This is a genomic window from Streptomyces sp. NPDC091282, from assembly GCF_044757385.1.
GTDB classification, from domain to species: domain Bacteria; phylum Actinomycetota; class Actinomycetes; order Streptomycetales; family Streptomycetaceae; genus Streptomyces; species Streptomyces gramineus.
In genome coordinates, this window is record NZ_JBIVUX010000006.1 from 200,111 (window position 1) to 220,728 (window position 20,618).

General features: G+C 68.3%; 19 protein-coding genes. 7 read left to right on the top strand and 12 right to left on the bottom strand.

The window, feature by feature from the left end; all coding sequences use genetic code 11:
• Window positions 1-77: 77 nt before the first annotated feature.
• The gene (locus ACIQOE_RS28030; RefSeq protein ID WP_365564936.1) at window positions 78-866 is read right to left on the bottom strand and encodes an SDR family oxidoreductase; all 789 of its coding nucleotides are present in this window, start codon (window positions 864-866) and stop codon (window positions 78-80) included.
• Window positions 867-946: 80 nt separating this feature from the next.
• On the opposite strand from ACIQOE_RS28030, the gene ACIQOE_RS28035 reads away from it, so the two are divergent.
• Window positions 947-1,792 (top strand): hypothetical protein, encoded by an 846-nt coding sequence (locus ACIQOE_RS28035; protein WP_401414430.1) that lies wholly within the window; start codon window positions 947-949, stop codon window positions 1,790-1,792.
• 1 nt (window position 1,793) lies between these two features.
• Here ACIQOE_RS28035 and ACIQOE_RS28040 read toward each other — a convergent pair whose 3' ends face one another.
• Both ACIQOE_RS28040 and ACIQOE_RS28045 read right to left on the bottom strand, forming a co-directional pair.
• Window positions 1,794-3,659, bottom strand: coding sequence for an MFS transporter (locus ACIQOE_RS28040; protein ID WP_351321187.1), 1,866 nt, complete (start codon window positions 3,657-3,659; stop codon window positions 1,794-1,796).
• Window positions 3,660-3,856: 197 nt separating this feature from the next.
• Window positions 3,857-6,454 (bottom strand): serine hydrolase, encoded by a 2,598-nt coding sequence (locus tag ACIQOE_RS28045; protein WP_401414432.1) that lies wholly within the window; start codon window positions 6,452-6,454, stop codon window positions 3,857-3,859.
• A 177-nt stretch (window positions 6,455-6,631) separates the two neighbouring features.
• Between ACIQOE_RS28045 and ACIQOE_RS28050 the strand changes: the two genes are divergently transcribed.
• The 3 genes from ACIQOE_RS28050 to ACIQOE_RS28060 all read left to right on the top strand — a co-directional run bounded on the left by ACIQOE_RS28050 (window position 6,632) and on the right by ACIQOE_RS28060 (window position 8,900).
• Complete coding sequence (locus ACIQOE_RS28050) at window positions 6,632-7,399, top strand: GPP34 family phosphoprotein (RefSeq protein ID WP_351321183.1); 768 nt, start codon at window positions 6,632-6,634, stop codon at window positions 7,397-7,399.
• Window positions 7,400-7,661: 262 nt separating this feature from the next.
• Window positions 7,662-8,519 carry a helix-turn-helix transcriptional regulator gene (locus ACIQOE_RS28055; protein ID WP_365576632.1) on the top strand — a complete coding sequence of 286 codons (858 nt, stop codon included), beginning with the start codon at window positions 7,662-7,664 and terminating at the stop codon, window positions 8,517-8,519.
• A gap of 189 nt (window positions 8,520-8,708) precedes the next feature.
• Window positions 8,709-8,900 (top strand): DUF397 domain-containing protein, encoded by a 192-nt coding sequence (locus ACIQOE_RS28060; protein WP_351321179.1) that lies wholly within the window; start codon window positions 8,709-8,711, stop codon window positions 8,898-8,900.
• 251 nt (window positions 8,901-9,151) lie between these two features.
• Here the strand turns inward: ACIQOE_RS28060 and ACIQOE_RS28065 are convergent, their stop codons facing one another.
• The 5 genes from ACIQOE_RS28065 to ACIQOE_RS28085 form a co-directional block, all read right to left on the bottom strand.
• A complete protein-coding gene (locus ACIQOE_RS28065; protein WP_351321177.1) occupies window positions 9,152-9,658 on the bottom strand; it encodes a glutathione peroxidase in 507 nt (168 codons plus the stop codon).
• A 112-nt stretch (window positions 9,659-9,770) separates the two neighbouring features.
• Window positions 9,771-10,715 carry an SPFH domain-containing protein gene (locus ACIQOE_RS28070; protein ID WP_401414435.1) on the bottom strand — a complete coding sequence of 315 codons (945 nt, stop codon included), beginning with the start codon at window positions 10,713-10,715 and terminating at the stop codon, window positions 9,771-9,773.
• Window positions 10,716-10,922: 207 nt separating this feature from the next.
• Window positions 10,923-12,116: an SPFH domain-containing protein gene (locus ACIQOE_RS28075; RefSeq protein WP_351321173.1), complete on the bottom strand. Its 1,194-nt coding sequence runs from the start codon at window positions 12,114-12,116 to the stop codon at window positions 10,923-10,925.
• Window positions 12,117-12,128: 12 nt separating this feature from the next.
• Window positions 12,129-12,377: a hypothetical protein gene (locus ACIQOE_RS28080; RefSeq protein WP_351321171.1), complete on the bottom strand. Its 249-nt coding sequence runs from the start codon at window positions 12,375-12,377 to the stop codon at window positions 12,129-12,131.
• 206 nt (window positions 12,378-12,583) lie between these two features.
• Entirely contained in the window at window positions 12,584-13,642 is a 1,059-nt protein-coding gene (locus ACIQOE_RS28085; protein WP_399012585.1) for a zinc-dependent alcohol dehydrogenase family protein, read from the bottom strand.
• A gap of 298 nt (window positions 13,643-13,940) precedes the next feature.
• On the opposite strand from ACIQOE_RS28085, the gene ACIQOE_RS28090 reads away from it, so the two are divergent.
• The gene (locus ACIQOE_RS28090) at window positions 13,941-14,537 is read left to right on the top strand and encodes a hypothetical protein (RefSeq protein ID WP_401414438.1); all 597 of its coding nucleotides are present in this window, start codon (window positions 13,941-13,943) and stop codon (window positions 14,535-14,537) included.
• 331 nt (window positions 14,538-14,868) lie between these two features.
• Here ACIQOE_RS28090 and ACIQOE_RS28095 read toward each other — a convergent pair whose 3' ends face one another.
• On the bottom strand, window positions 14,869-15,282 hold the full coding sequence (locus ACIQOE_RS28095; protein ID WP_401414440.1) for a hypothetical protein: 414 nt from the start codon (window positions 15,280-15,282) through the stop codon (window positions 14,869-14,871).
• A gap of 115 nt (window positions 15,283-15,397) precedes the next feature.
• Complete coding sequence (locus tag ACIQOE_RS28100) at window positions 15,398-15,928, bottom strand: GNAT family N-acetyltransferase (RefSeq protein ID WP_401414442.1); 531 nt, start codon at window positions 15,926-15,928, stop codon at window positions 15,398-15,400.
• A gap of 96 nt (window positions 15,929-16,024) precedes the next feature.
• Here ACIQOE_RS28100 and ACIQOE_RS28105 point away from each other — a divergent pair, with 96 nt between their 5' ends.
• Together ACIQOE_RS28105 and ACIQOE_RS28110 are read left to right on the top strand one after the other, a co-directional pair.
• Complete coding sequence (locus ACIQOE_RS28105) at window positions 16,025-16,255, top strand: hypothetical protein (RefSeq protein ID WP_401414444.1); 231 nt, start codon at window positions 16,025-16,027, stop codon at window positions 16,253-16,255.
• 152 nt (window positions 16,256-16,407) lie between these two features.
• Entirely contained in the window at window positions 16,408-16,764 is a 357-nt protein-coding gene (locus ACIQOE_RS28110; protein WP_401414446.1) for a hypothetical protein, read from the top strand.
• A 725-nt stretch (window positions 16,765-17,489) separates the two neighbouring features.
• On the opposite strand, the gene ACIQOE_RS28115 is transcribed toward ACIQOE_RS28110, so the two are convergent.
• On the bottom strand, window positions 17,490-19,700 hold the full coding sequence (locus tag ACIQOE_RS28115) for a hypothetical protein (protein WP_401414448.1): 2,211 nt from the start codon (window positions 19,698-19,700) through the stop codon (window positions 17,490-17,492).
• Between the two features lie 456 nt (window positions 19,701-20,156).
• Window positions 20,157-20,615 carry an SMI1/KNR4 family protein gene (locus tag ACIQOE_RS28120; RefSeq protein ID WP_401414450.1) on the bottom strand — a complete coding sequence of 153 codons (459 nt, stop codon included), beginning with the start codon at window positions 20,613-20,615 and terminating at the stop codon, window positions 20,157-20,159.
• Between the last annotated feature and the right edge of the window lie 3 nt (window positions 20,616-20,618).

The following is a 20,618-nucleotide window of genomic DNA, read 5'->3' on the forward strand; positions in this document are numbered from 1 at the left end:
TAAAATCGTTCTGCTTGCTGACCTTGATTCACGTAGATGAACGAAATGCGAGGGGTGCGATGCCCCGGATCATCCCGTCAGCGCATCAGCTCCCCCGCGTTGACCAGCAGCGACTGTCCCGTGATGGCCCGCGCCCGGTCCGAGGCCAGGAACACCGCCGCGTCCGCCACGTCCCCGTCCGTCGCCAGCTCCGGCAGCGCCATCCGCTCCGTCAGCCGCCCCAGCACCTCGTCCTCCGGCACCCCCTCGGTGTGCGCGGTGAACTGCACGTACGCCTGCACCGGCGGCCCCCACATCCAGCCCGGCAGCACCGTGTTGACCCGGATCCGGTGCGGCCCCAGCTCCCGGGCCAGCGAGTACATCGCACTGGTCAGCGCCCCCTTGGAGGCCGCGTACGCGGCCTGCCGCACCTGCGAGGGCGCGGCGACGGCCGACTGCGTCCCGACGAACACCACCGAGCCGCCGCCCGCCTCCTTCAGCGCCGGAAGGCAGGCCCGGGTCATCCGCAGCGTCCCGAGCAGGTTCACGTCGACCACCGACGCCCAGGTCGCGAAGTCCGCGTCCTCGACCCCGCCGAAATAGGAGTCCCACGCGGCCACGTGCACCACCGCGTCGACGGACCCGAACCGCTCCCGGGCCAGCGCCGCCAGCGCCCCGCACTGGCCCTCGTCGGTGATGTCGGTGACGCGGTACGCGGTCCGGCCGCCCCCGGGGTCGATCCCGGCCGCGCTCTTGGCGAGGTTCGCCTCGGTCCGCGCACCGAGCACGGCGTTCCCGCCGTCCCGTACGACGGCCGCCGCGACCTGGTGCCCGAGCCCGGCACCGACCCCCGAGACGACGACCGTCTTGCCTGCGAGCAGTGACATCGATGGCCTCCCGGCTCTGGCGCTTTATCTGACGGAGCGTCAGAGTATGGGCGAGCGCAGGCGGAAGGAAGGGAAGACGCATGAGCGAGGACACGCACAGCGAGGTGTACGCCGAGCTGGCCGCGGTCGGCCCCTACGGCGTCCGCCCCGGCCACGCCCTCGTCACCATGGTCGAGCCCCACCCCGGCCACGAGTACGCGTACAACCGCTGGTACGAGGACGACCACTACTACGCCGGCGCCATGGCCATGCCCTGGATGTACGCGGGCCGCCGCTGGGTCGCCACCCGCGACCTGCAACTCCTGCGCCGGCCCGAGAAGTCGGCGATCGCCCAGCCCGTCACCGCTGGCTGCTACCTCTCCGTCTACTGGATCACCGACGGCCGCTACGCCGACCACATGAAGTGGACGGTCGCCGTCAACCGGCGGCTGAACCGGGACGCCCGGGTCTACCAGGACCGCACCCACGTCTTCACCGCGTTCCAGGACCACGAGGCCACCGTCTACCGCGACGGCGCCGCGGGCCCCCGCGACTTCCACGCCCTCGACCACCCCTACGCCGGGCTGGTCCTCCAGGTCGTCGACAGCGAGTCGCCGGAGCAACGGGCGGAGCTGCTGGAGTGGCTGCGCGGCCGCTGTCTGCCCAAGCGGCTCGCCGGTTCACCGGCGGCCATGGTCACGGCCTTCCGCCCGACACCCCTGCCCGGCGACCGGATGACCTACGTGAAACAGGTCGAAGGCGTCGACACCCGCCTGACCCTGCTGTGGTTCCTCGAAACGGACCCCAGACAGTGCTGGGACGCCCGCTTCACCGGCCTGGACGAGGACATCACCGGCTCCGGCCTGGGCCGCACGGAACTCCTGGCCCCGTTCATCCCGACCGTACCGGGCACGGACCGGTACGTGGCGGAACTGCGGGACCGCTAGCTCACTTCAGCTCGTCGGGGCAGGGCGTGCCGCGGGGCAGCTGGTACGGGGCCGCCAGGCGGTAGGTTCCCGCCTTCGGGGCCAGCAGCATCGTCCAGCGGTCGCCCTTGGTGTCCTCCGCGGTCTCCAGCAGGCAGCCGTTGACGTTGGTGTACGTCTTCGGCGTGCCCTCGGACCGGTGTTTGGAGGCCTGGGTCTCCTGCGGCGGCTTCAGGCTCTTGCCGTCCGCGTCGACGATGCTCAGCCACGGCGAGTAGGGGATCCGGATCAGGATCCGGCCGGCCGTGCGCACCTCGATGGTCAGCTCGCCCTGCTCGGCGCTGTCCACGACCGCGTCGGGCTCGGCGAGCGGCGTCGGATCGGTCACCCGGAACAGCTGCCAGTTGGCGTCGCCCCAGACCTGCTTCAGGTACGGCATCCCGCGCCGGACCAGTGCCCGCTCGCGTTCGCCGCCGTCGCCGTCGGGATCGTCCTTCGGCAGCACCACGAAGTGCACGGCCCAGCGCTGCAGCCACTCGTGGTAGTTGGCGGAGTTGAGGGTGTCGTCGTAGAAGAGCGGGTTGCGCTCCATGTCGGCCTGGCGGTTCCAGCCGCGGGCCAGGTTGACGTACGGCGCGAGCGCGGACGCCTCCCGGTGCGAGCGGGCCGGAACCACCTCGACGCGGCCCTTCTCGGCGCCGACCTGCTGGAGCTGGTTGACCAGCGGGGCGAGTTCGCGGGCCCAGGAGGCGGCCGGGGTCGTGTGGATGATGTCGTCGACCGCCTTGAAGCCGATCCAGCCGACGAAGCCGAGGAAGGCGAGGACGGTGACGTAGTACTTGCGCGAGCGCGGCACGGTGTACGGGAGGGCGGCGATCAGGGCGGCGCCCGCGAACAGCATCGGCAGCCGGGATATGTTCGAGCCGATCTGCGAGCTGACCAGCCACACCAGCACGACCCCGAGGCTGTACACGCCGGCCGTCAGCCGGACCGTCTTCCACTCCTTGGGGACGAGGAAGAGGCAGAGCAGGCCGTAGCCCAGCGGCATGATCACCGAGCCGAAGCCCATCGGCTGGGTGCCCGAGAACGGGAACAGCCAGGCCGAGACGGCGACCACGGCGGCCGGAGCGAGGCCGAGTGCCCAGGCGCCCGGCCGGCGCTTCTGCAGGAACAGCGCGACCGCGACCAGGCCGACGAAGAGCCCGGCCACCGGCGACGACATGGTGGCGAGGGCCGCGAACGGCGCCGCGACCAGGGCCTTCGCCCAGCGTTTGTGACGCCAGCGGTGGGGCCAGCAGAACACCGCTCCCACCGAGGCCAGCGCGAACGCGGTACCGAGACCGAAGGTGACCCGGCCGGACACCGCGTTGCAGATCAGCGCCAGCACCCCGGCGAGCGAGGCCCACAGCGGGTTCTTCACCACGCGGCTGCGGATGAGGAGCAGGGTCAGCAGCCCGGCCGAGACCGTACCGGCGATCATCATCGTCGTACGGACGCCGAGCACCGACATCAGGTACGGCGAGACCACGCTGTAGGACACCGGGTGCATGCCGCCGTACCAGGCGAGGTTGTACGCCGAGTCCGGGTGGCGGCCGACGAACTCGGCCCAGGCGTCCTGCGCCGCGAGGTCCCCGCCGCTGTTCGCGAACGTGAACAGCCAGATGACGTGCAGGATCCCGGCGAGGACCGTGATCGCCAGCACCGGGTGGCGCGAGGGCCACTCGCGCAGCGGCGCGTCCAGGTCGAGGAGCCGGCGGAGGCCGCCGCTACGCTGCGTGCCGGGTCTGTCGTGGGTGGCGTGCGGCCCGGTCTCGGGCAGGGCTATTCGCGGGCCGGATACCGGGCCCGGTTCGGCGTCGTCGGCGCGTGTCGGCTCCGCTGTGGCCACCTGAAGGCACTCCCCGTGTCCCGTCTTCTGTTCTCGGCCGCGTTCCACGGTGTTACCGGCCGGTTCTCGTCCAGTTCGCGGCCGCGTCCCGGCGACCGGCGACCTGCCCCGATTCGTGACGCTAGCACGCACCCCGCCGCGGGGCCCCTGGGTGGGCCGCCATCAGCGGGGTGCGGGGACGGAATGTGCGTGATGTGTCAGCCGATGCGGGTCAGCTTGCTCGTGAACCCGGGCTCGGCCAGATCCTTCTGCAGGGCGACCGGGACCTGGACCGCGGAACCGGAGCCGTCACCCACGGTGAGCGCGCCGACCTTGGTGCCGGCCTTCGCGGTGTGCGGCACGTCGTCGGCCTGGAAGGTCAGCTTCACCTTCAGCCCCGACCAGCCGACCGCGGTGACGTCCTCGGTCGCCACGACCGGGGTACGGCCGCCGAGACCGTCGTCGACGTACCCGACGACGGCACCCTTCTTGTAGATCGTCGCCGACTTCAGCGCGCCCTGGGCGGCCCGGATCAGCTTGTCGCCGCCGTTGAGGGCGGCGGTGAGGATGCTGTTGTCCGAGGCGGCGCTGGCCGGCTGCCGGAGCACCGCGCCGATGATCGTGCGGGTCTCGCCGTTCACGTCCTTCTTCGCGGCGAAGACCAGGTTGCCGAGGGCGGAGGTGGTGGTGCCGGTCTTGATGCCGACGACGTCGTTGTGACCGACCAGCTGGTTCCAGTTGCCGTGGTTGGTGCCCTTGTAGTCGTCGTACGACATCATCGCGGCGACCTCGCGGAACGTCGGCTCGCTCGCCATCGCGGCCTTCGCCAGCTTCACCTGGTCCACGGCCGTGGAGACGGTCGAGTCGGTGAGGCCGGAGGGGTCGGTGTACGTCGTGTTGGTCATGCCGAGCTTCTTCGCCGTGGTGTTCATCTTCGCCACGAACGCCTTCTCGGAACCGGCGTCCCAACGGGCCAGCAGGCGGGCCACGTTGTTGGCGGAGGCGATGAGGATGCCCTCCAGGGCCTCGCGCTGCGTGATCGAGTCGCCGGCCGTCACGTCGACGGTCGACTCCTGTCCGGCGTTCGACTGGTCCTCGGCCGCCTGGTCGATCTTTATCTTGGGGCCGGCGGCACCGCTCTTCAGGGGGTGGTCGCGCAGGATGATGTACGCGGTCATCACCTTGGCGACACTGGCGATCGGCACGGACTTCTGGTCGCCGGAGGAGCCGAACGAGCCGATGCCCTGGACGTCCAGTGCGGCCTGTCCGTCGGCCGGCCAGGGAATGTCGGCCTTGCTGCCGTCGAAGGTGTAGCTGTCCTTCGCGGTGAGCGAGAGGGTGGGCTGCGGCAGCGGGCGGAAAGCCTGTACGACCGCAAAGATGATCAGCAGGACGATGGCCAGGGGCGTCCAGATCTTGACGCGCCGGACGGCGGTCCTGACCGGGGTCTCCGGCGGCGGAGGCGTGTTGGTCAGCTCGGCGAGCAGGTCCAGCGGGGGCTTCGGCGGGAGCGGCACCTGGGTGGTGCGCTCGGGGCCGACCTGGGGCAGGACGGTGGTACGGGTGGTGGAGGCGGTGCCCGCGCCGGTGCCGGGAGCGGTCTCGGGCTTGGCGCCGGGTTCGGCGGCCGGCCGCTCGGTGCCCGGCTGACCGGTGGCCGGCTGCTTGGTCACCGGCTTCGCGTCCGGCTTGAGGTCCGACTTCAGGGCGACGAACTTGCTGGTGCGCTCGGGGTCGGACGCCGGCTTCTTCGGCTCGGCGCCGAGCTTGAGCGTGGTGGTCGGCTGGTCCACCTGCGGGAAGCGGGGCGCCTTCAGCATGGTGGTCGCCTGGTCGACGGCGCCGTCGACCGGCTTCGCCTTCGCGTCCGCGTCCCCCGTGCGGGAATCGTTGTCGGGCGCGGGAGATCCCTGCGGGGCGTCCTCGGGCTCGGCGTCCACGGCTTCGCCGCCGGGTACGGCGTCTTCGGGGGCCGCGTCCTCGGGTTCGGCGTCGGCCTTCGGGGCGTCCTCGGAGGCCGCGTCCTCGGGGTCGGCGTCCTCCGGTGCGGCGTCGGCCTCGGACCGGGTCTCCGGTGCGGCGTCCTCCGGTTCGGCGGCGCCCTTCGGCTCGGCCTCGGAGGCCGCGTCGTCGGGCGTCGCGTCCTCGGGCTCGGCGTCCGCGGCTTCATCGCCGGGTACGGCGTCTTCGGGGGTCGCGTCCTCGGGTTCGGCGTCGGCCTTCGGGGCGGCCTCGGGGGTCGCGTCCTCGGGGGCTGCGTCCTCGGGGACGGCGGAGGCCTCGGGCTCGTCCCTGGGCGCCGCGTCCTCCGGTTCGGCGGCAGCCTTCGGCGCCGCGTCCGCGTCCGCCTCTGCCTCCGCCGTCACGGATTCCACGTCCGCCTCCGCGTCGTTCGTCGCCTCGGGTGCCGTGGCGGCCTCGCCGGCCTTCTCCGGCGCCCCCGGGGCGTCCTGGGGCTCCGCGGCGCCCTCGGGGCCCTCTCCGGGCTCCGTGGCCGCCTCGGGCCGCTCGGCCTTCTCCGCGTCCGCGTCGGAGGCCTCGCCCTCCGTCGCGGGCGTGCCCGTGCGCACCCACGCCGCCACCGCCTGACGGAGCTCCGTGTCGTCCTCGCCGTCCGGCTTCACGTCCCGTACCGAGAAGACCCGGGTCGCGGTGTCCACGCCGCCGGCGGTCTCCTTGTCGTCCTCGGCGGCCACCGCCAGCCGTGGGTCGCGTGGTTCGGGAACCGTTCCCGCACTCCCCGACGTCGGTTCCGCCGACGACTCGCGCTGCTTCGACCTGTCGGGGGACTCGCCCGCCACCGATGCCTCCTCCACGCTTCGCACGTCTCCGTGCGCTGTCCGAACCATGTACCAGTGTCCTGTGTGCGGGCTTAGCCCCTGTGGTAGACGAGAACGACATACCTTCCGGTTCCCTTACAAACCGGTCACGCACCCTCGACAGACCAATGTGAGAGGGGTCACCCTGTCATTCATCCACGCGGGGAGGCATGGATGGGCAGGAGCCGCAGAACTATTCCGGAGGAGCTTCTGCTGCTGGCATTGGACCCGACGACGGGTACCACTGCACAGCCGCAGTCGCTCGACCTCGGTCTGGCCGGAGCACAGCTAGTGGAGCTGGCGCTGGCCGGACGGATAGCCCCAGACGGGGATCGTATCGCCGTGGTGCAGCCACGGCCGACTGGAGATCCGACTTTGGACTGCGCGTTGGAGTTGCTGCGAAGGCGTGGCGCTCCCGTGCGGGCTGTGCACTGGATCGGCGGGCCACGTCTGGGACTTCGCCAGACGTACCTCTCGCATCTGGAGCGGTGCGGCATGGTGCATGCCGTGGCGGGCCAGATGTGCGGGGTGCTGCCGACGACCCGGTACCAGGCGACGGACAACGAGATCAGCCGGGAGATCCGAGCCCGCCTGGATTCGGCGATCCGTACCGGCGTACCACCGGACCCGCGGACCGCGGCGCTCGCCGCCCTGGCCCACGCGGTCGGCCTCGGCAAGCACCTGTATCCGGGCAACGAGGGACGCTCCTCGCGTTCCCGGCTGCGGGACTTGATCCGGCACGACCCGATGGGCGGGCTCGTGGCCCACGCCGTCATGGACGTGCAGAACGGCGCGGGCGCCCAGCCACGGCGTCAGGCCGGACCCGGAGCCGGGCCGGGAGCCGGGCCCGCGGTCAGGCCCGGTGCGCCGGAACCCGCTCGCGGTGTTCCCATGCAACCGCGCCGAGGCGCGGGCGCGATGGCGCGGGCCGCGGTGCACTGAGCCGCGGTGACACGGCGGCAGCAGGCAACACAGCACCATTGAGACCAGGTTCGGGAGCCGCTGGTCCGGACGGGGCGGTGAGGCGCACGCGGTACGCGCCTCACCGCCCCGCCCGGTTTTTCCGCGGAACGTGCCCGAACCGAACGCGTACGCGCTGCATATACACGGTTTCCCAGCGGTAGGAAGCACCTTGGTGGCAGTCTGCTCAACAGCAGATACGCAAAGTGGTACTTACAGGCAGGCAGCCGGAGGTGCGCGTCCCGTGGCGTCCAATGTCAATCCCACCGTCAGGCGACGCCGGCTGGGCCAGGAGCTGCGCAGGCTCCGTGAGCTCAAGGGCATGACGGCGGAGGAAGTGGCGGAGCGGCTGCTCGTTTCGCAGTCCAAGATCAGCCGGCTGGAGAACGGCCGCCGCAGCATCAGCCAGCGTGACGTCCGCGACCTGTGCGGGGTCTACGAGGTCGAGGACCAGCGGGTCGTCGAGTCCCTCATGGAGATGGCCCGGGATTCCCGGCAGCAGGGCTGGTGGCACGCGTTCGGCGACATCCCGTACAGCGTCTACATCGGTCTGGAGACCGACGCCGAGTCGCTGCGGGTGTACGAACCCCAGCTGGTCACCGGGCTGTTGCAGACCCGGGCGTACGCCGAGGCCCTGGTGCAGGGCGCGCTGCCGGAGACCTCCGCCGCCGACATCGAGAAGCGGGTCCAGGTCCGGATGCGGCGACAGGAACGTATCACCGCCGAGCACAACCCGCTGCGCCTGTGGGTGGTGCTCGACGAGGCCGCGCTGCGCCGCCTCGTCGGCAACCGGCTCGTGATGCGCGAGCAGCTGGAGTACCTGATCGAGATGTCCCAGCAGCCGCACATCACCGTGCAGGTGCTGCCCTTCGAGGTGGGCGCGCACCCCGGTCTCAACGGCCAGTACGCGATCCTGGAGTTCGCCGACGCGGCCGACTCCAGCGTCGTCTACCTGGAGGGCGTGACCAGCGACCTGTACCTGGAGAAGGCCCACGACGTGCAGAAGTACGCCGTGATGTACGAGCACCTGCGGGCCCAGTCGCTGAACGTCGAGCAGTCCCGGCAGTTCATCTCCGACGCGGCCAAGGAGTACGCCCGCTGAGCCCTCCCGGACGGTGAGCGCCGGATCGTACACCGGCGCTACCCTCCAGCGGAAGGATCCCCTGGAATATGCCACCCGGTCGAGTGAACGAGTGCTCCGGGCGGGGGAGTTGGCTAGTAGCGTCGATCACGCCAACCGGTCAGAAGGTTGGCGCGAATCGCACTACAGCAACTCGTTACAGGAGTGGACATGGCACTGCTTCAGGGCGCCACGGAGACGTGGACGAAGTCCTCCTATTCCGCAGGGAACGGGGCGTGCGTCGAGGTCAAGTCACCGACGACCGCTGGACTCGCCGTACGCGACTCCAAGGTCGACGAGGGCCCGGTCCTCGCGTTCCCGGCCGGCGCGTGGAACGCGTTCGTGGCCACGGTCAAGGCGTAGGGGTATTCGCTGACCGATCGGCCACGCTCCCGACGACGACAACCACAACTGCACAAGCGTCACCACAAGAGCCCTCTCGACTAGCTCGCCGTCCTTGCCGAGGGGGCTCGGCTTGTGCCACCGGCCCGGGCCCCGTGGCCCGGTCCGGCCGACCCCCGGCCCTGCCCCAGGGGCAGGGTCAAGCGGGGCGCGGAACGCCGACGGCGGTCACCGGAGGGACTCCCGTGACCGCCGCCGCAGAGCCGGGAGGCTCAGCCGATGGCCTTCTCCACCGCCGCGACGACCTCCGCCGACTCCGGCTCGGTCTGCGGCGCGAACCGGGCGACGACGTGGCCGTCCCGGCCGATCAGGAACTTCTCGAAGTTCCAGCGGATGTCACCGGTGTGGCCCTCGTCGTCGGCGAAGGGGGTGAGACGGTCGTACAGCGGGTGCCGGCCCTCGCCGTTCACCTCGACCTTCTCGGTCAGCGGGAAGGTCACGCCGTACGTCGCCGAGCAGAACTCCGCGATCTCCTCGGCGCTGCCGGGCTCCTGCCCGAGGAACTGGTTGCAGGGCACGCCGAGCACGGTGAAGCCCTGCGCCGCGTACCGCTCCTGGAGCCGCTCCAGGCCGGTGTACTGCGGGGTCAGGCCGCACTTGGAAGCCACGTTGACAATGAGCACGGCCTTGCCGGCGTACCCCGACAGGTCGGCGGAACCGCCCTGGAGAGCACCGATCTCGGTGTCGAGTACGGATCCGTTGTTCTCGGTAGTCGTCATAAGCGGATGCTAACTCCGTGGCACGACCGGACGGGGCCCGGCCAGGGCCAGGTCTAGTGATATGGCTAGGCCCACGGCCGGGACACGGGCGGCGCCAAGGCAACCGCTACAGCTACCGCTCGGTGGGGGCGGCGGCGGGGGGCTCCGGTGACGGTTCCCGGTCGGCGGCGGCCGTGACCTCGGCCTGCGGCCCGAACCGGTCCGCGACGGCGGCGATCTGCTCGATCCCGGCCCTGAGCGCGGCCTGTCCCTCCGGGGCGTCCAGCTCCCGGTCGTTCTTCTCGACCTCCTGGTCCAGCCGCTTGGCCGCGCGGTCGAAGTAGCGCAGCAGCTCGACCGGGAACGGCATCACCAGCGTGGAGTTCTTCTCGGCGGCGACCTCGACGACGGTCTGCAGCAGCCGCAGCTGCATCGCCTCCGGCGTGTCGGACATGATCCGGGAGGCGTTCGCGAGCTGCTGCGCGGCCTGGAACTCGCCGTCGGCGGTGATGACCCGGGCCCGCCGCTCCCGTTCGGCCTCCGCCTGCCGGGACATGGACCGCTTCAGCGACTCCGGCAGCTGCACGTCCTTGATCTCGACGCGGTCGATGTGGATGCCCCACTCGGCGGCCGGGCTGTCGATCATCAGGGCGAGCCCCTCGTGCAGCCGCTCCCGGTCGGTGAGCAGGTCGTCGAGGTCGCTCTTGCCGATGATGGACCGCAGCGACGACTGGGCGACCTGCCCGACGGCGAACACGTAGTCCTGCACCTCGATGGCGGCCCGGATCGGGTCGGTGACCCGGAAGTAGACGACGGCGTCCACCTTCACGGACACGTTGTCCTTGGTGATGCCCTCCTGGGTGGGCACCGGCATGGTGACCACCTGCACGTTCACCTTGCGCATCCGGTCGGCGAAGGGGATGAGGAAGGTGACCCCGGGGTGCCGGTAGGCCGGCAGCGCCTTGCCCCACCGGAACACGACCCCGCGCTCGATCTGGTTGACCACCCGCATCCCGCTGCGCAGGACCAACAGGCCCAGGACGAAAGCGACTACGACCCCTATGACAGCGCCGTCCATCGGCACTCACTCCCTCTCCGACGTGATCCTGACGAGGATCCGGTAAGGAAGATGACACCGGCCGGACGCCACGGGATGCGGGAGCGGGCGTCAGGAGTGCGTAAAGAAAGCGGCCGCCCGGCCGGACCGGGGTGCGGCCCGGCCGGCCTCCGGTCCCGCACACCGCACACCGCGCGCACCGGGCCCGGCGCGCCGCTCCCACGGTCCCTAGTCGACGTCCACCGGACCGTCGTCCGACTTCCGGCCCTTGCTGGACGGCAGCTGGAGCAGCGAGCTGCCGCCCTTGTCCGTGTCCTTCTCGGGGCGGTGGCCGTCGGAGTCCTGGCCGCCCAGGTTCTGCCGGACCGAGTCGAGGATCGTCAGGCCCTGGGAGACCAGCCCGGCGGCGATCTCACCGAGACCGTCCGCGCCGTTGAGGACGTTCACGTTGGCGCCCGCGAGACCGCCGGCCGCCTCCTTCACGATCTGCGGCAGCTGGTCGATCAGCATCCGGTCGAGCGCGACCCGGTCGTACGACGCGGCCGCCTCCGCCTGGATCTTCATCCGCTGCGCCTCGGCGGAGGCGAGGATCCTGACCCGCTCGGCCTCGGCCTCCGCGGGCTTCACGACCTCGGAGACGAGCTGCTGCTGGCGCAGCTTGGCCTGGCGCAGGGCCAGCTCCGTCTGGGCGGCGAGCACCTCCTGCTGGGCGTGCGCCTGCGCGAGCGGACCGGCCTGCGCGGCCTGCGCCTGGGCACGGTCCACCTCGGCCGAGTACTCCGCCTTCACGATCGCGGTCTGCCGGGCGTACTCGGCCTGGTTGCGGGCCGCCACCTGCTCCGCCTCCACAGCGGCCTGGGTGGCCTGCGCCTGGGCGATCTGGGCCTGCCGCTGGATGGCCGCCTTGTGCGGCGCGGACATCGCGTCGATGTAGCCGGTGTCGCCGTCGTCGATGGACTGGATCTGCAGCGAGTCGACAATGAGGCCGATCTTCGCCATCTCCGTCTTGGAGGTGTCCAGCACCTCGGCGGCGAGCTTCTGCCGCTCGGTGACGATCTCCTCGACCGTCATCGAACCGATGATGGCCCGCAGGTGACCCGCGAAGATCCGGCCGGTGAGCACGGACATCTGCTCCTGGTCGGAGAGGAAGCGCTGGCCCGCGTTGATGATGCTCTCGTGGTCGTTGCCGACCTTGAAGGCGATGACCGCGCGGACGTGCAACGCGATGCCCTGCCTCGTCACGCAGGTCTCGGTGACCTCGGACTCGCACATGGACAGGGTGAGGAACCTGACCTTCCGTACGACCGGCAGCACGAACTTGCCGTGCCCCGTCACCACTCGGAACGGCGCGCCCCCCAGTCCCCGCCTGCCCCCCGAGATCAACATCGCCTCGTCGGGAGCGGGTACGCGGTATCCGAACATTCCTGTTACTCCTCAGCCGGCCTCGGCACTGTCGCCGAGCGCGTCCAATGGATCCACCCACTCGATGACGCCTACCTCACGGCATCCACGTGATTCGATCACGAGCACCGTGGCGCCCACCGGCAGGGGCTCCTCCGACCAGGCGAGGAACGTCTCGGAGCCGCCCCTGACGCGTACGAGGACCTCGCCGGGACCCGCGGGACCGCGCGTCCCTATGAGGACCTCCCCCGTGCGGCCGATCACGGCCTCGTCCTGCGGCATCACCGGCCGTCCTCCTCGTCCTGGCCCATGATTCCGACGATAGACCCACCGGGCCCGGCACCCAATGGCCAGGACCCCACGCCCGTCCCCCCTTCCGGCCGGGACCCGCTCGCGGACCGGGTCCGGAGCGACGGCCGGGCCCGGCTCCGAGGCCGGGCGCAGGTCCGGCTCCGGGGCCAGGTCCGGGTCCAGGTCCAGGTCCAGGCTCAGGTCCTGGCGCCGTCGAAGACGAAGAGCGGCTTGGCGCCGTGGGCGGGCTCCTCGGCGAACGCGACGGCCTCGGCGAAGCCGTCCAGCGGGAAGGGCCGGCCCGGCGGGATGGTCAGCACTCCGTCCGCGACGAGCGTGCACACCTCGGACAGCGCGCGCAGCACCTCCGGCGGGCTGGCGGAGCCGAACCAGCGGTTCAGCCAGAACCCGCGGACCGTCTTGGCCTCGTAGATGACCGAACGGGCCTGCAACGGGATCGTCAGCGCCGCCGGGTCGGTCTGCCGGTGGGTGGAGAGCGCGCCGTAGACCACGACCTCGCCGCCCGGGGACAGCGCCTGGGACACCTGGGCGCCCACCGGACCGGCGACGCAGTCGGTGGCCTTGCGCACCCCGTCCGGCCCCGCGATCTCGGCCACCCGCCGCGCCAGGTCCTCGTCCTCCGTGCAGATGACCTCGTCACCGCCGAGGGCCTTGATCTCGTCGACGGCGGCGCGCCGCCGCACCACGTTGATCGTGGGGATCCCCAGGTGCCGGGCCAGCTGGATGACCAGCCGGCCGACGGTGGAGCCCGCGGCCGTCTGCAACAGCCATTCGCCCGGCTGCACGTCGAGTTCGCGCGTGACCAGGAGCAGCGCGGTCAGCGGGTTGACGGCGAGCTGGCAGGCGCTGGAGTCGCTCAGGTCGTCGGGGACCGGCAGCAGCCGGTGCGCGTCGGCGACGAGGTACTCCTGCCAGGTGCCGATCACGGGCGGCCCGGGTACGGCCGGGACGGCGACGGCCACCACGCGCTCGCCGATCTCCAGCCCCTCCGTCTCCGGACCCAGCGCCTCGACGTGCCCCACGCACTCCATGTGCCCGCCGACCGTGGGGAAGACCGGGAAGAAGCCGTAACGGCCGCGCAGCACGTGCAGATCACTGGCGTGGATCGGGGTCGCCGTCACGCGGATCAGCGCCTGACCGGCTCCGGGCTCCGGAACGGGCCGGGACTCCAGCCGCAGGACGTCGGCCGGCTCGCCGACCTCGCCGGCCACGAGCGCGCGCATGGTGTGGGGCATGTGGGACCTCGTCTCTCCGCGTCCGACGGACTCGACGGACGTCCTGGACAGGAACGACACCGGTGCCGGCACCCTCGACGACGACCAGGCTCCGGCCCTCGACGGACCCGAAGCCCCCGCAATCACGCTAAGCGCCACCGAGGGGCCCTGCAATCCAGCCCCCGCCGAGCCCCCACCACGCCTCCACCGGGGCTTGCACGATCGGGTGAATCCACCCACTGCCCGGCAACCGCACCGCATCACCACATGTCCCCCATATCACCGTCGACTCACCGTCGACTCGATCTCAGGGGGATCCATGAACAACCAGCAGCCCGGTTGGGTCGGCCCGCAGCAGCCTTACGGCCGTCCGCCGTTCCAGCCGGAGCCGCCGCGCAGGGGCCCCGGCGCGGGGAAGGTCGTCGGTCTCGGCTGCCTCGGTCTGGTCGGCGTGGCCGTCGTCATCGGCATCGCCGCCGCGGTCGTCGTCGGCGGCTCGGACGACTCGCACGGCGGCGCGTCGACGTCCACGTCCACGACGAGGACCGGCGACAGGTCGGCCGGCGGCGCCAAGGACGACGGCGCCAAGGACGACGGCGAGAAGTCCGGCGCGCCGAAGACCGTCGTCTTCAAGGTCTGGGGAACCGCCCCGGCCGGAGCACTCGGCGGCCTCGACATCAGCTACGGCTCCGACAGCGACACCCGCAAGGGCACCTTCGAGAACGGCAGGTTCGAGGCCGAACTGCCCTTCGTGAAGGGAGCGATGTACTACACGCTGCACGCCCAGCTCCAGGGCTCGGGAGACATCAACTGCAGCGTGACGGTGGCCGGCAAGACCAAGTCGGCCCACGCGTCGGGCGGTTACAACATCTGCGACACCCAACTCAGCAGCGATTTCACGGGGGGTTGGCGGTAGACGCGGACGCCACTCCGCCCGGACCGCTCCCCGCACGGGCCGAACCGGACCGAGCCCCGGCGGCCAAGATCGAGTAAGGGCCGTTCTCCAAGGGCAAGGTCACGCCGGGCAGCACCACGACCGTCACCCTGCGGCCGGAAGCTCCTCCGCGGTGGCGGCTGTCCTCGACATCTGGGCGAGCAGCGCGGTCACCGTCTGCTGCGGAAGCCGCCCGACCACGTCGAACCTGATCCACCGCGACGACCACCGCCACGCACCTGACGGCCTACGGCGACGGCAGCCTGCCGGAGGTCTACGACATCATCGGCGACGACCCGTCGGCACGGGAGTCTCACTCCCCTTCGCGGGAGCCGTCGGACCTGTCCGTGCGGGTGAGGATTCCGGGGCAGTCCGGATCGACCTCGCCCGTGAAGTGGTTCGGCCAGTAGTAGCGGCTGGTGCGCGGCAGCGGCACCTCGACGAGCCGGCCGTCGTGCATCATCCACAGACCGAAGCAGTCGTCCTCCTCGTCGTGCACCAGCACCTGCACGGTGTGCGGGGACGGCCAGGGCTGGGACTCCAGGTGTTCCAGAAGCCCGACCCAGTGACTCCGCCGTGCGAACTCGACGGCCCACCCGCCGAACATCCCGTACCCGATGTCCGAGAACTGGCCATGCCACGGCCGACCGGGATCCGGCTGAGTCGACGGTTCCATGATCGCTTCTGCGCCGCCGGCCAACACGATGACCTCGGCGAATCTGCTCATGGCCGAGTATCACCGGAGACCTGGAAGGAGCCGCAATCGAGTTTCGCCAAGGGCCAGTGCTGGGAGCCGGACCCGGTAGCCGGGGTCGCCCAACGCGTCTCCCAGGGCTTGTGCGTCAAGCCCGGAGCTGCCTGACCATGACGGCGTACACCGGGGAATCCGCGAACGGTTGCTGCTCGCCGGTCTTGGTGTACCCCCACGACTCGTAGAGTGCCTGCACCTTGGGGTGGGTCACGTCGACCAGGAGCACGGCGAGGTCTTCCGTTCGCTCCTTCAGGAGCGCTTCGTGGAGTCGTCGGGAGATGCCCTGCTTGCGCCAGTGAGGGCGGACCATGACCTCGGACACGGCGTAGGTGGAGGAGCAGCCGTTGTCCGGCTGGTATCCGGTGGAGCGCCACCACTCGCGGCCGGGCGTGAGCGGGGCTCCGTAGGCGAAGCCGGCCGGTTCGTCTCCGCCGTAGGCCACGACACAAGAGAAACCATCCATGTCGGACCAGTGTTCGGCGAACCGGGCAAAACGCTGATGGAAGGGGTCGTCCATCTGGTCGGCGTAGGCGTCGGCGTGTACGTCGATGAGCATCTGGCGGAAGCCTTCGGGGAAGCTGCCGTGCTGGAAGTGACGCAGGTCGGTCACGCTCGACTCCATTCGGCGCGCATGCGGTCGGCCCAGTCTCGTGCGTGGGCGGTAAAAGGAGCCCGAACGAACAGGCCACGGTGGAAGTCGCCGGGCAGCATTGAGGGCTTGCGCCTGCGCGATCATGAGCACATGGAATCGTGGACGATCAAACACTTCTCCCAGGCCAACCCGGCGGGAACCGGGCAGGGTGACGTGCTTGCGCTGCTCCGTAGGGTCGCAGACTCCATCGAAGGCCTTGGCTTGGTCGAGGTTCAGGACCTCGTCATGCATACGGAGGTCACTGCGGACGGCGATTGGCCGAGTCTCACGGTCTACTTCCACGACGTCGAAGCCTGATCCGGGCTGCACGCGGACGCTTTGCACTTGGTCCGCTTCCTTGTGGTTTCCCGGCCTATCGGGCACGGAAGGGGCGCAACTACGGGCCATGTTCAGGCCGGCAGATCCCCGGTTGGAACAGGCTGTCAGTGCCGGGTGAGAGTCTCCCGGGCATGAGCTACGACTTGGCTGTCTGGGAAGGCGAGAGACCCGCGGACGACGAGGCCGCCGCACGGATCTTCCGAGACCTCTACGACCGCTACATCGACACAGATGTCGATCACCCGCCGACCGACGGTATCGCTGCGTACGTTGCTGGATTGCTCGACCGGTGGTGCGACTTGACCGAGGACGAGGATGAAACCTCGCCCTGGTCGACCGGGCCCTTGATCCACGAAGCCGGCGGCCCGTTCATCTACTTCCCGATGGTCTGGAGCATGGCCGAAGAAGCCTCCGCCTTCGCGGCGACACTGGCGCGGTCCATGGGGCTGGTCTGCTTCGACCCCCAGCACAACATGCTGAGGTCCTGACGAGGTGCCCTCGGTGAGCGGAGGGAGAGCCAGCGGTCACGTCCCACACTGACCCACCACTGAAGCGGCATCTCGACGCCTACGCCGGCCGTCGTGGTGACGGACTCGCCTTCCTCGGACCTAAGGGCGGCCGGCTACGGCACAGCAACTTCCGAGAAGACTGGATGGCCCATACCACTGTGCCCCCGGCGGGATTCGAACCTGCGACGCCCGCTTTGGGAGGTCAATCACCAGGCATGGAGCTCCAAACAACTAGTGATCCGGCGGGCCACGTACGGTCTCCTGGGGGGTGCCCACATCTTCTGCCGTTAATGTCAGACTTGGATGTCAGTCGGCTCGGTCACCAACCCCCACCAAACAGCAACTGCAAGGTGGCGGCTACGCCCGAAGTGATCGCCGTTCTCTACTTGTTCAAGGCGGCTCGCTCTGCTCCCCGTGCGTGACTCGGTCTGCGCTCCTGTCTCCGCCCCGCTCCAGCCCGGCGGACGCCCGTGCTGGGTTCAGAGCAATCTGCCGCCTGATGCCAGAGGAGGGGTAGATCGTAGCTGGGGCGGTAGGCTCCACGGCTTTACGGAGCCACTTTGGCGCGAACCTCGAAGATCATGGCCCTAACGTCGTGCCTTGCCGGGCGGGTCCACAGACTGCCCTACACACCCGAAGCTACGGAGCCATGATCACTCGCGCCAAAGCAGCGCCACCTAAGTCGTTCCACCGCCATCAATTTGCTATACGCTCCGCGGTTCTTCCTCCCGCTGCAGAAGCGTCATAATCCTTTCTTCCGCAGCTTTCAAGCCGCCCGCTGCCTCAATACCCTCTTCTGTACGCATCTTGTCAAGCGAGTCTCGGATACCACGCCTGACAAGGCGTTCACTCTTCCCCGCCAACTGGCCCCTGAGGTTATCTGCCAACTCGACCAGGCTCTTAGGGAGGTAGTCATACTTGGAAACATCCACTAGAAGCGGCAGATTGACACGCTGTTCACGCTCAATTGCAGTTCTCAGCGGACCGAGTCTCAGGAATTGGGACAAGAAGTCAGGGCTGAGCACAGGTGACGGTGGCGCTTCGTGAAGCCTATTGGACAACTCCCACTTCAGTCGAAAGGCTACCTTATCGAGAGTCACCAACCAATACCTGTGGCCCATGGGTGATGAGGCCCCTCGACTTCTCAGCTGAATAATGCCGACTGTGGTTTCTACATCGTGGGCCACGAGCCGCTGAGTTATCGCGGGGTCCCACTCGGATTCCCTCTGCCTTCGACGCCTCTCGTGCGCTTCGTTCCACACTTCTTGGACAGCTGCTCTCAGTTCAATGGGTGCGGAGTCAGCCTCCTCCGTGAGATTCTTTTGATGGATGAAGAGCTCCTCCGCCAAGTAAATTCGCACATCTTCGACTGGGCGTGCAGAACCGCGAAAATTCTCCAACCACTCAATAAATCCGGCACGCCCGCGACCACTTAGAGTATAGGCCGCATAAAGAAAGGGAACCGTCCCATTCCACAGGCGCAACTCGGTGCGGCTGAACTGAAGACATCTATTAAGATGCCTTTCCACCTCTTCAACGATTCCATCCGTCACATAGAGCCGTATGCCAGCATCTGCAGCCGCCCTGAAGATCGTTGTGTAATGACGCTGAGAGGGGTCTTCGATCAACGTTTCGGCGATCAAAGGCAGGATGACGGATGTGTCTACCCAGAAATCCCCCTCCGAAAAGAGATTGACAACCACCTTCTGGACATCGGGGGTTTGACGCAAAAATGAAAAGAGGGTGTATCCATCTGCCAGCCTGCGCAAATGGGCCCTGACTTCCTCGGCCGGCTTATCGAGAACGTGTACCAGCGCGTCCGCCACAACCTTGGGTGAAATCCTGTGGCTCTTCTTGACGGGCTCGTCCTGCAGGAGCTGCTCGATCCCTTCCTTGTCGGCGTGATTCATTTCTCCTGTACGGACGGCTTCGGCAAATGCCTCACCTCGTTTCAACAGAAGCCACTCTAGGCTGGCTCGGAGCTCGGCGCCCACCTTACCCTGGTCTCGTTCCTGTACGAGTCCCCCGTAGAAGTGAACCGCCTCAACCAATTCCTTTTCTAGGATCTGCTCACTCTGAACAAAATCGGCGGTGCTCTCCTGAAGCCTACTTCGCTCGCTGTGAGCCAGGCAGAATTTGTCTTCACTTCTGTGATACTTAACTCTGCCCTTCTTGCCAGAGAGGCGAATTAGGGCACCATCCACCTGAGCATCAACTTGCTGCTCATGGCCAGCTGGCAGGTAGGACGCTACGCGCCCGTGGATTTCCTCACGAGTCAGCAAGTTCTCGGGGGAGGTGTCATGGAGGGCAGATAGTGTGAGCGACTCGAAGGACTCCCTAGTCAGCCCCTTCTCGCTTGCTTCATCCTGATTTTGCAAAGAAAGATGCAAGAGCCCCAATCGAGCTTCTTGATCGGTCAAGGCAAGCCCGACTTGCTCAGAAATGTTTTCCTTTCTGAGTAGGGGGTCGACGATTTTCTCGCACAGGCTTTCACTTGCGTTTGCTCGCTGAGGATGCGTATCCCTTCTCTCTAGAAACCAGTTTGCGTCTCTGACGTCAACCATTATCCCCTTGTTTTTGAGGGTCATCATGACTAGATCATCCGCTGCTGGGCCAATCTCCTGATTAGTTGCATAGATGAGCCTTCTGACTTCCTTGAAGTTTTCGGCCAGTCGCTTCAGGGTTTGATTAATCTTCGCCTTCCAGTCCGGAGTGACCGAATACTGAACCATGTCCGTTGGCTGCTCATCTGGAATGCAAAGCTGCCCGTCCCTCCCTTTGTCTCCCCGAGTGGCGGCCATGGTTCTGAGGCTGGGATACTCAACTGCTAGAAAGTCGGCCGCAAACTCTTCAAAGATTCTCCAATCTCCCGCGTCCAAAGTCTTCAGTGCAAGTCGCAGTCGCTGCCTACTCATGGGCAGAGAGTAGCTGCGGGTGTGCCCTTATGTCTCGCTTTGAAGGAGAAGAGATGCCGCCCGAAGTACTTGGTCTCGACACCGGCGACGCATGCAGACGCTGCTGAAAAGATCATGTTCTAGAACGAGTACCCAGCACCAGTAAGGCCGGCAAACCCAACAGCGCCCGTACGACACCGTCGACAGCGAGGAACCGTGCGAGGGCCGGGGTGCTGCACCAGCGACGCTGTCCGACGGCTGCACCAGTCATCGGCCGTTGCCGAAGCATCCGGATCCCACTCCTAATGGGTGCTAACACACGAGCGTCCTTCTGAGCCGTCCTGGGGCCGGGCAGGGGCACTCAATGATGGCCGACGCCGACAACTATCGAAAGCCCGTCGGCAGGTCAGGAGGTCGTATCCCACTCGGGGCTGTGAGGCTTACAACGGCTAACAAAATGGGCGCTGGGGCCTGCGCTTACAGGTGTCCCGGATCGCCGTCGGCGTTGAACCTTGTCAGGGAGCGCTCCAGCAACTCCAGGAACTGTCGTAGGTCATCGGCCACCTTGTCGAGCTCCGGTTCGTCCAGCGACGCCGTCCGCGTCCGGTAAACGGCCCCATCGGGTCCCGCGACATAGATCAGGCCGCCGCCGTTCGAGCCGATGACCAGGCCATGGGCCTTTTGGTCCGTACCGACGTCGACAACGCCGTACTCCTGGAGCCGCATCAGGACGTCACCGGCCGGATCGAGGAAGTAGCCGCTGCCGACGTCCGCCCAGGTGACATCGCCGATGCTCTCGTAGAAGGTGACCAGGTCAGCTGGTGTAGGGGTGACTTGGGCGAGCGTGCGAGCCGCGGCTTGATCGTCCTGGTCGGCCGGCCGGACCTGGTTGGTCCCAGGTGGGAAGCCGTGCCGATGCTCGAACTCGCCTGTCATGGC